The sequence below is a fragment of the Kitasatospora sp. NPDC023176 genome (assembly GCF_055560495.1).
On record NZ_JBVHIP010000005.1, the window covers coordinates 302,301 to 315,003 of the forward strand.

Annotated in this window: 8 protein-coding genes; 7 read left to right on the forward strand and 1 reads right to left on the reverse strand. The window is 74.1% G+C overall.

The window, feature by feature from the left end; all coding sequences use genetic code 11:
- Window positions 1–28 precede the first annotated feature (28 nt).
- The gene (locus ACZ3YL_RS11045) at window positions 29–1,453 is read right to left on the reverse strand and encodes a CCA tRNA nucleotidyltransferase (RefSeq protein WP_465656737.1); all 1,425 of its coding nucleotides are present in this window, start codon (window positions 1,451–1,453) and stop codon (window positions 29–31) included.
- Window positions 1,454–1,815: 362 nt separating this feature from the next.
- Here ACZ3YL_RS11045 and ACZ3YL_RS11050 point away from each other — a divergent pair, with 362 nt between their 5' ends.
- The 7 genes from ACZ3YL_RS11050 (at window position 1,816) to trxA (ending at window position 12,552) form a co-directional block, all read left to right on the forward strand.
- Window positions 1,816–4,368, forward strand: a complete 2,553-nt coding sequence (locus tag ACZ3YL_RS11050) for a DUF6049 family protein (RefSeq protein WP_465656717.1) — start codon at window positions 1,816–1,818, stop codon at window positions 4,366–4,368.
- Window positions 4,369–4,423: 55 nt separating this feature from the next.
- Entirely contained in the window at window positions 4,424–6,856 is a 2,433-nt protein-coding gene (gene murJ, locus ACZ3YL_RS11055; protein ID WP_465656719.1) for a murein biosynthesis integral membrane protein MurJ, read from the forward strand.
- A 305-nt stretch (window positions 6,857–7,161) separates the two neighbouring features.
- Window positions 7,162–9,123 carry a protein kinase family protein gene (locus ACZ3YL_RS11060; RefSeq protein ID WP_188307210.1) on the forward strand — a complete coding sequence of 654 codons (1,962 nt, stop codon included), beginning with the start codon at window positions 7,162–7,164 and terminating at the stop codon, window positions 9,121–9,123.
- Between the two features lie 46 nt (window positions 9,124–9,169).
- Window positions 9,170–9,979 carry an RNA polymerase sigma factor SigM gene (sigM, locus tag ACZ3YL_RS11065; RefSeq protein ID WP_465656722.1) on the forward strand — a complete coding sequence of 270 codons (810 nt, stop codon included), beginning with the start codon at window positions 9,170–9,172 and terminating at the stop codon, window positions 9,977–9,979.
- Window positions 9,976–10,929, forward strand: a complete 954-nt coding sequence (locus tag ACZ3YL_RS11070; protein WP_465656723.1) for an anti-sigma factor family protein — start codon at window positions 9,976–9,978, stop codon at window positions 10,927–10,929. Before sigM ends, ACZ3YL_RS11070 begins: the two co-directional genes overlap by 4 nt.
- 196 nt (window positions 10,930–11,125) lie before the next feature.
- Window positions 11,126–12,091, forward strand: a complete 966-nt coding sequence (trxB, locus tag ACZ3YL_RS11075) for a thioredoxin-disulfide reductase (protein WP_465656725.1) — start codon at window positions 11,126–11,128, stop codon at window positions 12,089–12,091.
- Window positions 12,092–12,225: 134 nt separating this feature from the next.
- Window positions 12,226–12,552, forward strand: a complete 327-nt coding sequence (gene trxA, locus ACZ3YL_RS11080) for a thioredoxin (protein ID WP_188307729.1) — start codon at window positions 12,226–12,228, stop codon at window positions 12,550–12,552.
- Window positions 12,553–12,703 lie beyond the last annotated feature (151 nt).

Genomic DNA, 12,703 nt, shown 5'->3' on the forward strand with positions numbered 1-12,703 from the left:
GCCCCGTCGTCGCGGGGCACCGCCCCGGTCAGCCCTGCTGCTCGGCCCACCACGCCCGCAGGGCCGCGACCGCCTCGTCGGGCTCCATCGGCCCGTGCTCCAGCCGCAGTTCGAGCATGTGCTTGTACGCCTTGCCGACCTGCGGGCCCGGCTTCAGCCCGAGCAGCTCCATGATCTGGTTGCCGTCCAGTGCCGGGCGGATGGCGTCCAGCTCCTCCCGCGCCTGCAGCTCGGCGATCCGCGATTCCAGGCCGTCGTAGGTGCGCGACAGCGCGGCGGCCTTCTTCTTGTTGCGGGTGGTGCAGTCGGAGCGGGTCAGCTTGTGCAGGCGCTCCAGCAGCGGCCCGGCGTCGGTGACGTAGCGGCGCACCGCGGAGTCGGTCCACTCGCCGCCGCCGTAGCCGTGGAAGCGCAGGTGCAGCTCGACCAGGCGCGAGACGTCCTCAGTGAGTTCCTTGGAGTACTTGAGCTCGCGCATCCGCTTGCGGGTCATCTTGGCGCCGACCACCTCGTGGTGGTGGAAGGAGACCCGGCCGTCCGTCTCGAACCGGCGGGTGCGCGGCTTGCCGATGTCGTGCAGCAGCGCGGCCAGCCGCAGGGTGAGGTCCGGGCCGTCCTGCTCCAGGTCGATGGCCTGCTCCAGGACGGTCAGCGAGTGCTCGTAGACGTCCTTGTGCCGGTGGTGCTCGTCGCTCTCCAACTGCAGCGCGGGCAGCTCCGGCAGCACGTACCCGGCCAGGCCGGTGTCGGTCAGCAGCCGCAGGCCCTTCACCGGGTGCGCGGCCAGCAGCAGCTTGTTCAGCTCGGCCTGCACCCGCTCGGCGGAGACGATGGTGATCCGCTCGGCCATCGCGGTCATCGCGGCGACCACCTCGGGCGCCGGCTCGAAGTCCAGCTGGGCGGCGAAGCGGGCGGCCCGCATCATCCGCAGCGGGTCGTCGGAGAAGGACTCCTCCGGCGTGGCGGGGGTGCGCAGCACCCGGGCCTCCAGGTCCTCCAGGCCGTGGTGCGGGTCGACGAAGCCGCGGCCGGGCAGGTCGACGGCCATCGCGTTGACCGTGAAGTCCCGGCGGACCAGGTCCTGCTCGATGGTGTCGCCGTAGGTCACCTCGGGCTTGCGGGAGGTGCGGTCGTACGCCTCGGAGCGGTAGGTGGTGATCTCGATCAGGAAGGAGCCCTCGGCGGTGTCCTTGCGGGCGCCGACGGTGCCGAAGGCGATGCCCACGTCCCAGACCGCGTCCGCCCAGCCCTTGACCAGCTTGAGCACCTGCTGCGGCCGGGCGTCGGTGGTGAAGTCCAGGTCGTTGCCGAGCCGGCCGAGCAGCGCGTCCCGCACCGAGCCGCCGACCAGGGCCAGCCGGTGACCGGCGGCCTGGAACCTGCGGGCGATCTCGTCGGCGACCGGCGACACCCGCAGCAGCTCTTGCAGCCCCAGGGCCTGGGCCTCGCTCAGGCCTGGGACGACCTGGACGTCGGTGCTGGAACGATCGGTGCGCGCGGTGGGCTCATTGGCAGTGGACACGGCTCACAAGGGTACGTGCCCCGGAAGGTCAACCGCCCGCGCGTTTTGGGCGTCTCACCCCACAGCCCGCAACACTGCAACCCAGGCTGGATCGTTACCATGCCGGTGGACGAAGCGCGGACACCGGAACCGGGGATGCGGTGTCGCGTGCCGCCGTGCCGACGGAACCCTCCGCGGCAGCAGGGTGGCGTACGGCGTCGGGCGAGGAACGTCGAGCAGGGAACATCCGGCGACCGCGCCGGACGGACAGCATCAGCAGCGAGCGATCGAACAGAACGGCGAGGGCGAAACGAGTGAGTGAGCCGGCACGGCACTCGGGCCTGGGGGCACACCGACAGCCTGGACGGACCGCTGGTCCCACCGGGCGTCCCACCGACGGGCTGCGCCACCGCGGCCGAGCCCGCCGCCTCGCCGCCGCCTGCGCGGCCGCCCTGGCCCTGTTCACGGCCGCCCCCGCGATGGCGCTGCCGGCCGGCGGCAACATCAGCCCGGCCGCCGACGCCGCGGCCACCGCGGAGTACCCGGTGGTACTGACCATCGAGACGGTCACCCCGCAGCTCGCCACCCAGAACGGCACGGTGTCCGTCACCGGCCACGTCACCAACTCCGGCAAGTCCGCGCTCAAGGGCGCCCACGCGGCGGTCCGCAAGCCAGCCTCCAGCAAGCCCCTCCAGCGGCGCAGCGAACTCCAGGGCGTGGCCACCAGGAGCGCACCGAGGGGCGACGACGGCATAGAGCTGGACAGCCCGCAGTACGCCCTGCCCGAGCTGAACCCGGGCCAGAGCCAGGCGTACGCCCTGAGCGTCGCCGTGAGCGACCTCGGGCTGTCCGAGAGCGGCGTCTACGAGCTCGCGGTGGACGCCTGGGGCGCGACCGCCGACAACCCGCGCGACCGGGCCCTGGGCATCGCCCGCACCTTCCTGCCCTACACCCAGGGCAGCACCGAGGCCCAGCCGACCAAGGTCGCCACGCTCTGGCCGCTGGTGCACGCGCCGGTGCTGGCCGCGCAGACCTTCACCGACGGCGACCAGACCGTCCCGGTGCTGCGCGACGACAGCCTGGCCGCCGACTTCGCGCCGGGCGGCCGGCTGTACGAGCTGGTCGACACCGGCGCCAAGCTGAACGGGCTGACCTGGATGGTCGACCCGGACCTGCTGGACGCCGCGTTCGCGATGACCAAGGGCTACCGGGTGCAGAAGCCGGGCAGCGAGTCCTCGGGCAAGTCCGCCCGCGAGGACAACACCGTCCCGCGCCCCGCCTCGGCCGCCGCCGACGCCTGGCTGAACAAGCTGCGGGCGGCCGTCGCCAAGCAGGGCGACCAGGTCGTCGCCCTGCCGTACGCCGACCCGGACCTCGCCTCGATCGCGCACAACGGCGCGGACCTCGCTGGCATGGGCACCGCCCTGAACAAGGCGTCCACCGCCGGCCGGCTGACCGTCGAGGGCCGGCTCTCCGTGGACACCCGCTCCGACGTGGCCTGGCCCTACCAGGGCTACCTCGACCAGCAGATCGCCGGCATCGCCCGGCAGGCCGGCAGCAGCCTGGTGCTGGCCAACGGCGCGAGCATGCCGGAGCCGGACTCGGTCAACTACACCCCGACCGCGGTGCGCCCGATCGGCAACGGGCAGAGCGCCGTGGTCGCCGACGACACCGTCTCCACGCTCTTCCAGAGGGACCTGAGCACCCCGAAGGACCAGAGCGAGGTGACCCAGCGCTTCCTCGCCGAGACCTTCGCGATCACCCACGAGCAGCCGCAGAACCAGCGCGGCCTGCTGGTCATGCCGCCGCGCGACCTGACCGCCAACACCGCCAAGGTGCTGGCGGGCGCCCTGCAGACGGCCTCCGACAAGTGGCTGACCCCGGTGAAGCTGGACGCGCTGGCCCAGTCCGCGCCGGACCCGAAGGCCAACACCACCGTCCCGTCGCCCGCCGACTACCCGACCCAGGCCCGGGCCTCCGAGCTGCCGGCCGACGCCCTGAGCCGCACCGACGGCATCCAGCAGGACCTGGACACCCTGATGCGGGTGCTCACCCTGCCGCAGCGCGTCCGCGGCCCGTTCAGCGCGGCCATGGTCCGCTCGCTGTCCACCGAGTGGCGCACCCAGGCCCCGGCCGGCGAGACCTACCGCACGGGCGTCTCCACCTACCTGAGCGAGCTCATCGGCGCCGTCCAGGTACCCAAGAAGAACGTGGTCACGCTGGCCGCGAACACCGGCCAGATCCAGGTCAGCGTGCGCAACGACCTCACCCAGACGGTCACCAACCTGCAGCTGCGGCTCACCTCGGTCCAGCCGAACAGGCTGTGGGTCGGCAGGCCGGAGGAGCTGGTCCTCCCTGCCTCGCAGAGCGTCACCCTGCGCTTCAACGCCGAGGCCCGCAACAACGGCCCGGTCACCATGATCGCCCAGCTGTACACCAGCGGCCCCGACCCGCGGCCCTACGGCGAACCCCAGGCCTTCACGGTCGAGGTCACCTCGGTGACCAACGGGGTGCTGTACGTCTTCGCCGGCGCCGCCGTGCTGCTGGTGCTGGCCGCGCTGCGCTTCGTCCGCCAGCGCAAGCGCCACGGCGGCCGGCCGCACGAGGACGGCGACCAGCCGGTCGACGACGGCCCGGCCACGGACGGCCCGGGGGGCGCCGCCGAGGCCGAGCCCACCGACCCGGACGCCGACCCGGACGCCGACCCGGACGCCGCCGCGGGTGACACCGCCGGCGACACCGCCGAGGCCACCGCCGAGAAGCCCGGACCGAACGGCTCCACGGGCGGCGGTCCCGCGCAGACACCGCGCGCCAGCAGCCCGGATGGCCGGGATCGGACCGCCAGTGATGAGAAGGTTGGTCCTTGATACCGCCGACCCCCCGCAACGCCGGGCCGGCCTCCCCCGACAGCGAAGAGGTGACATGACCGGGCGCAGCGAGGAGCGGCCGCCGGGCCGCGGTGAGAGCCGGCCGGGCGCCGAGTCGCCGTCCGGCGACTGGTACGTGGCCGACACCTACGCCCAGGACCCGTACGCCGCGGAGGCGTACGGAGCCCAGCAGGACGGCCAGGACCCGTACGGTCTGCAGGCCGGACGGCCCGCCGCGGCGCCGCCGCCGGTCACCGCGTACGACGTGCCGCCACAGCTGCCGCCGCAGGGCGGCGGCTACCCGACGCCGGTGCCCTCGGCGCCGTTCTCGGCCCCGGTGCCTCCCGTGCAGCCCGGCTGGGACACCCCGGTGCAGGCCGGCTGGCCGCAGCAGGCCGCCCCGGCTCCGGCCCCGGTCCAGTGGGGCGGCGCCGAGCAGCCCCAGCCGCAGTGGCAGCCCGGCCCGGCGCACTCCACCTGGGACAGCGAGACCACCGAGTACGTGGGAGTGGACGCCCTGTTCGGCGGCCACCAGCCCGAGGCCGCGGCCCAGCCGCCGGTGCCCCCGCCCGCCCCGGTCCAGCCGGCCGCGCCGGTGCCGCCGGTCGCGCCCGGGCCGTACCCGCCGATGGGCGGCTACCCGGGGCAGCCGCAGTACGGCGGCCCGGACGGGCAGCGCCCCTTCGTGCCGCCGATCGAGTTCGACCCGCCGCTCTCCGAGGAGGAGGCCACCATGCAGGTGGCCGCCGTCGCGGTGCCCCCGGCGGTCGAGCCGCTGGCGGAGCTCGCCGAGGAGCAGGCCGCCCAGCCCGCGGCCGCACCCGCCGCCGAGGGCGGTGGCGGCGGCAAGGTCGCCAGCCTGCTGAGCTCCAGCGCGATCATGGCGGCCGGCACCCTGGTCTCCCGCGGCACCGGCTTCCTGCGGACCATGGTGATCGCCGGCGCGATCGGCATCGCGGTCATGGGTGACTCCTACAACGCGGCGAACACCCTGCCGACCCTGCTGTACATCCTGATCGGCGGCGGCGCGCTGAACGCGGTCTTCGTGCCGCAGCTGGTGCGCAGCATGAAGAACGACGAGGACGGCGGCACCGCCTACGCCAACCGGCTGCTCACCCTGGTGATGGTCGGGCTCGGCGGCGTGGTGTTCCTGGCCGTGCTCGGGGCGCCCCTGCTGGTCCAGCTGATCGCCCACCCGATGATGACCAACCCGGCCCGCGCCGACACCACGGTGGCGCTGGCCCGCTACTGCCTGCCGACCATCTTCTTCATGGGCGTGCACGTGGTGATGGGCCAGATCCTCAACGCCCGTGGCCGGTTCGGCGCGATGATGTGGACCCCGGTCCTCAACAACATCGTGGTGATCTTCACCTTCGGCGCCTACATCTGGGTCTTCGGCGGCTACAACGGCACCCAGGTCACCCCGGAGAACATCTCCCCGGAGGGCGTCCGGCTGCTCGGCCTGGGCACCCTGCTCGGCCTGGTGGTCCAGTCGCTGGCGATGATCCCGTACCTGCGGGCCGCGGACTTCCACTTCCGGCCGCGCTTCGACTGGCGCGGCCACGGCCTGGGCAAGGCGGCCCGGCTGGCCAAGTGGACCTTCTTCTTCGTGCTCGCCAACCAGGCCGGCTACCTGGTCATCACCCAGCTGGCCACCGCCGCCGGCAGCGCCGCCGAGCAGGGCGGTCACGGCGGTGTCGGCCTGTCGGCCTTCTCCAACGCCCTGCTGATCTGGCAGCTCCCGCAGGCCGTCATCACCGTCTCGATCATGAGCGCGGTGCTCCCCCGGCTCTCCCGGGCGGCGGCCGACGAGGACGCCGGAGCGGTCCGTGACGACCTGTCGTACGGGCTGCGCACCACCGCGGTGGCGGTCGTCCCGGCGGCCTTCCTGTTCCTGGCGCTCGGCCCGGCGATCGGCCGCTCGATCTACGCGGTCGGCGGCGGCGGTACGGCCCTGGACAACGCGACCAACGTCGGCCTGATGCTGTCGGCCTTCGCGCTCGGGCTGATCCCGTACTCGGCCCAGTACGTGATGCTGCGCGGCTTCTACGCCTACGAGGACACCCGGACGCCGTTCTCCAACACCGTCTGGGTGGCCGTCTGCCAGGCCGCCTTCTCGCTGGTCTGCTGGGTCGCGCTGCCCGCGCAGTGGACCGTGACCGGCATGGCCCTCGGCTACGGCCTCGCCTACGCCGTCGGAGTGACGGTCGCGGTGCCGAAGCTGAAGAAGAAGATCGGCGGCCTGGACACCAAGCGGATCGGCAAGACCTACAGCCGGCTGGCCGCCGCCTGCGTGCCGGCCGCCGCGATCGGCCTCGGCGTCAGCCTGGCGGTCCAGCAGGTGGTCGGCGGCTGGCCGGGCAGCGTACTGTCCGTCCTGCTGGGCGGCGGCCTCCAGATGCTGGTCTTCGTGTTCATCGCGAAGCGCCTGCGGATCGAGGAACTGAACGCCATGCTGGGCATGGTCCGCGGCCGACTGGGCCGCTGACCGACCAGTCAACCGGCCGGACGAGCGGACGCCCTGACCGGGCGTCAACCGGGGCGGACACCGCCCCCGCCCGTCCGGCCTGATTTCGGGCCGCCACCCGCGGCCGGGAGCACCCGGGCCGCGAGGTGGCGGCCCGGTGTCGGATCTGCACCACATCTCTCCACCCCCGTGCAACCGTGCGGACCCTTCAGCGGTCGTACCCGGTGGAGAAGAGTGGGCACAATTGTCCTGGAGCACAGGACGGCCAATCCGCGGGCTCCAGCGACTCTCTCGGCCGGGGCGACACAAGGGGAGGCAGGACCACGGTGGCTGATGGCACCAAGGCGGTCGTCGACACGTCAGCAGCTGACGCGGAGGCGGACGAGGCCGCGCTGGCCGCGGCGATCGACGAGCTCGGGGACGGGAAGACCGCCCCGGCGGGCCCCGCCGACGCCCCCTCCGCGGACGCTCCCACGGCTGCCGACGAGGACGGACCGGCGGAGCCGGAGCCGGACCGGGCCCCGGAGGCCTCCGTGAGCGAGGAGACCTCGGAGGTCACCGCCCCGCTCTCCGTCCACGAGATCGCCGCCGAGCTGGCGGCCGGCTCGGCGACGAAGAAGAAGCCCGCCCCCGAGCCCGCGGCCGGGCCCGCCAAGCGCCGCCCGACCGACCCCCAGCCCACCGTCGACCCGCGCGACACCGCCACCCTCCCGCGCACCCTCCCCGCGCCGATGCGCCACAGCGGCGACAAGATCGGCAACCGGTACCTGCTCGAGGAGTGCATCTCCCAGACCGAGACCTTCAGCAGCTGGCGCGCCGTCGACGAGAAGCTGCGCCGGGCGGTCGGCGTCCACCTGATGGCCTCCGGCCACCAGCGCGCCCGCAAGGTGCTGGCCGCCGCCAAGTCCGCGGCCCTGCTCGGCGACCCGCGCTTCGTCCAGGTGCTGGACGCCGTCCAGGAGAACGAGCTGGTCTACGTCGTGCGGGAGTGGCTGCCGCACGCCTCCGACCTCGCCAAGCTGCTCGTGAACGGCCCGATGGAGCCGCACGAGGCGTACCAGATGGTCCGCCAGGTCGCCGACGCCGTCGCCGCCGCCCACCGCCGCGGCAAGGCGCACCTGCGGCTCACCCCGCGCTGCGTGCTGCGCACCGACAGCGGCCAGTACCGGATCAACGGCATCGCGGTGGACGCCGCCCTGCGCGGGCTGCCCCCGGAGGACTCCACCGAGGACGCCCAGCGCACCGACACCCGGGCGATCGGCGCCCTGCTGTTCGCCGCGCTCACCCACCGCTGGCCGTACCCCGAGGACCGCTACGACCTCAAGGGACTGCCCAAGGACCTGCAGAACGCCGCGCCGGACCAGGTCCGCGCGGGCGTCCACAAGGGCCTGTCCGAGCTCGCGGCGCGCGCCCTGTTCGACCAGCCGCCGCACCACGCCGAGCCGATCACCACCCCGGAGGAGCTGGTCCGGGCGATCGCGCAGCTGCCCCGGATCCGCCAGCCCGAGCCCGAGCTGCCGGCCTTCCCGGCCCCGCCCCGGCACAACACCCACGCCCTGCCCACCGCGCCCAACCCCACCCGGGTGGCCGACACGACGGTCGCCCCGCTGCCGCCGTCCTCCCGGCCGACCGCCGCCCGGCGCACCAGGCGCCGGCTGCGCCGGGTGGTCAAGGCCACCGCCTGGACGGTCGCGCTGGGCGCGATCGGCGTCGCCTCCTGGCAGTTCGTCGGCAGCCTGCGCAACACCGGGCAGGCCGTCGCCACCCCGCAGACCTCGGTCAGCAGCACCGCCCCGAGCGCGCACCCGACGGCGCACACGCCGGTGCCGATCGCGATCAAGGGCGCGGAGTCGTACAACCCGCTGGGCGACGGACCCGAGGGCACCGACAGCGTCAAGAACGCCATCGACGGCGACCCGAACAGCGCCTGGACCACCGGCTGGTACGTCGACCAGCTCGGCCCCAAGCCGCCCGCCCTCAAGTCGGGCACCGGGCTGATGATCGACCTCGGCTCGCCGCAGTCGGTCTCCTCGGTGAACGTCCTGTTCAAGGACGGCGAGCAGGCCGCGGAGATCCGGGTGCCCAACGCGGCCGCCGCCTCCGCCCCCGCCTCGGCCAGGCCGGAGAACTTCACCGTGGTCGCCGGCCGGAAGTCCGGCGTGAACGTCGACTACACCCTCGACTCGCCGGTCACCACGCGCTACCTCTTGATCTGGCTGACCTCTCTGAACAAGGATTCCGACGGCAGGTACCGCGGCCACGTCGCCGAGGTCAAGGTCTCCGGCTGACCGTACGGTTCCCGCACCGGAACGACGGCAGGGACGAGGGAGGACAGTGGCGGACGACGACGCGACGCTACTCGCCCGGCACGTCGCCGGTGACCAGGAGGCCTTCGGCCTGCTGGTGAACCGCCACCGCGACCGGCTCTGGGCGGTCGCCCTGCGCACCCTGGGCGACCGCGAGGAGGCCGCGGACGCCCTCCAGGACGCCCTGGTCTCCGCCTTCCGGGCCGCCCCCGGCTTCCAGGGCCGCTCGGCGGTCACCACCTGGCTGCACCGGATCGTGGTCAACGCCTGCCTGGACCGCGCCCGGCGCAGCGCCACCCGGCGCACCACCCCGCTGGACGAGGACCCGCAACGGCTGGACCGCCTGGTCGGCACCGCCGAGCCGGCCGACTCCCCGGTGGTCCGGGCCGAGGTGCACCGCGAGCTGACCGCGGCGCTCGCCGAGCTGCCTCCCGAGCAGCGGGCCGCGCTGGTCCTGGTCGACATGCAGGGCTACCCGGTCGCCGAGGCCGCCGAACTGCTGGGCGTCCCGGTGGGCACGGTGAAGAGCCGCTGTGCGCGCGGCCGGGCCCGGCTGCTCCCCCTGGTCCGGCACCTGCGGGAGACGGACGGCGAGGCACCCGGCGGGGCGCCCGGCGGAAATCGCGGTGGGGAACGCGGCGGGGGACGCGGCGGGCGCAAGGTTTCACGTGAAACACCGGCACGCGGAGCGTCCGGACGCGCGGCCCCCGGCCCGTCCGGTGGGGCTCCGCCGGCACACCGCGACCCCCAGGGGAACCCGACGGGCCCCCGCACCGTCACAGGGACAGGCCCGAGTACCGGCCGCACGATGCTGGAAGGAGACGCGAGCACGCGATGACCGCCCCCCTCTCCTCCCCCGAGCCCTCCGACGCCCACCCCTCCGTCGACGCCCTCGCCGACTTCGCCGAGGGTCTGATCGAGCCCGCGGAGGCCGCCCGGGCGCTGCGGCGGCACCTGGACGGCTGCGCCGAGTGCCGCGAGACCGCCGAGGCCCTGGCCGAGGTGCAGACGCTGCTCGGCGCCGTCGAGCCCGAACCGATGCCCGCCGACGTCGCCGCCCGGCTGGACGCCGCCCTCGCCGAGGCGGCCCGCACCGACCACCGCGTGGCGGCCGAAGCCGCGGAACGCCCCCGGGAGGCCCCCTCCGCCGCCCGCCCGACGGACACCCCGGCCACGCCCGTACGGTCCGTCACGGCGCCCTCCGCGCCCCCGTCCCGCCCCGCCACGGCCTCCGGTCCCGGGCGGCCCCGGCCCCGCCGCCGACGGTTCGCCCTGCTGCTCGGCACGGCCGCCGCACTGGCCGCCGTCGGCCTCGGCGGCGCCCTCCTGCTGAACCACCCCGACGACTCCTCCAGGTCCACCGCCTCGGCGGCATCGGCCCCCGCGACCGCCGCCGGCGCCCCGAACGCCCACAGCCCGCACCTGGCGGGCCCCGGCACCGTCTACCGGGAGGACCAGCTCGCGGCGCAGGTCCAGCAGCTGCTGGCCGGCTCCGGGGCCGAGCCCGGACCGCACGCCACCGGGCCCGCCAAGTCCGCCGCCGCCCCCGCCGACGGCTCCCGGCCCGAGCTCTCCGGCCCCGGCTCCCCCACCGCGCCGGCCTCCCCCGCCGCCTGCCAGGCCCCCGCTCCGGGCACCCCGCTGGCCACCGACCGGGGCAGCTACCAGGGCTCCCCGGTCGAGGTCCTGGTCTACCCGGCCTCCGACCGGCCCGGCTTCGTGGACGTCTACCTGCGCTCCGCGGACTGCGGCCCGGTCGTCCTGCACCGGACCGTCCCCGGCCGCTGAGCGACCCTTCCCAGCCACCGGACGGCCGCTCCCATGCGATCGACGTCCAGGGCGCCACGCCGCTTCCGGAGTTCGGGCGCCTGGTACTGATCCGCCTGGGAATGCGAGAGACTGGTCAGTCGTTGTCCCGGGCGGCGGAGCAGGACCGCCCTCCCCGCAGCTAACGCGGGTCGCGAATGGCGAACCAGGAGAAGCAGTGAGCGACGTCCGTAACGTGATCATCATCGGTTCCGGCCCGGCTGGGTACACGGCTGCGCTCTACACCGCCCGTGCCTCCCTCAAGCCGCTGGTCTTCGAGGGAGCCGTCACCGCCGGTGGTGCGCTCATGAACACCACCGAGGTCGAGAACTTCCCGGGCTTCCGGGACGGCATCATGGGCCCCGAGCTGATGGACAACATGCGGGCGCAGGCCGAGCGCTTCGGCGCCGAGCTGATCCCCGACGACATCGTCGCGGTCGACCTCACCGGTGAGATCAAGACCGTCACCGACTCCGAGGGCAACCTCCACAAGGCCCGCGCCGTGATCGTCACCACCGGCTCCCAGCACCGCAAGCTGGGCCTGCCGAACGAGGACAAGCTCTCCGGCCGCGGCGTCTCCTGGTGCGCGACCTGCGACGGCTTCTTCTTCCGCGACCAGGACATCGCGGTGGTCGGCGGCGGCGACACGGCCCTGGAGGAGGCGACCTTCCTCTCCCGCTTCGCCAAGAGCGTCACGATCATCCACCGCCGGGACAGCCTGCGCGCCTCCAAGGCGATGCAGGAGCGCGCCTTCGCCGACCCGAAGATCCGCTTCGAGTGGGACAGCGCGGTCGAGGCGATCCACGGCGACCCGAAGCTGACCGGCGTCACCCTGCGCGACACCACCACCGGCGAGACCCGCGAGCTGGCGGTCACCGGCCTGTTCATCGCGATCGGCCACGACCCGCGCACCGACCTGTTCAAGGGCCAGCTGGACCTCGACGCCGAGGGCTACCTCAAGGTCGAGTCCCCCTCGACCCGGACCAACGTCGAGGGCGTGTTCGGCGCCGGCGACGTCGTGGACCACACCTACCGCCAGGCCATCACCGCCTCCGGCACCGGCTGCTCCGCCGCGCTGGACGCCGAGCGCTACCTGGCCGCGCTGGACGACGTGGAGAACAAGACCGCCGCCGTCGCGGTCTGACCTCCCCGCCACCGACCGAACCCCACGGGGGTGTTCCACGTGAAACACCCCCGCCCCGGCCAGGCAGAAACAGAACGGCCCCGCCCGTTGTTCACCTGGCAGCAGCCCCCTCCGTCCGAACCCGAGGAGTCCCCGTGGCCGGCGCCACCACCACCGTCACCGACGCGACGTTCAAGTCCGACGTCCTGGAGAGCGACAAGCCCGTACTGGTCGACTTCTGGGCCACCTGGTGCGGCCCGTGCCGCCAGGTCGCCCCGATCCTGGAGGAGATCGCGGCCGAGAACGGCGACAAGCTGACCATCGCCAAGCTCGACGTGGACGCCAACCAGGTGACGGCCGCCGAGTACAACGTCATCTCGATCCCGACCCTGATCCTGTACAAGGGCGGCCAGCCGGTGAAGCAGATCACCGGTGCCCGTCCGAAGGCCGCGCTGCTGCGCGAGCTGGACGGCCTGATCTAGGTCTCCCGGTCATCGACCGAACGGCGGCGGGGGGCCCCGGGGGGGGGCCCCCCCCCCGCGGCCGGCCCGGGCCCCCCCAGAAACGGCCCCCGGGCCGCGCCCTGCGCCCCCCCCCCAGCACCCCCCCCCCCCCCCCCCCCCACCCGCCCCC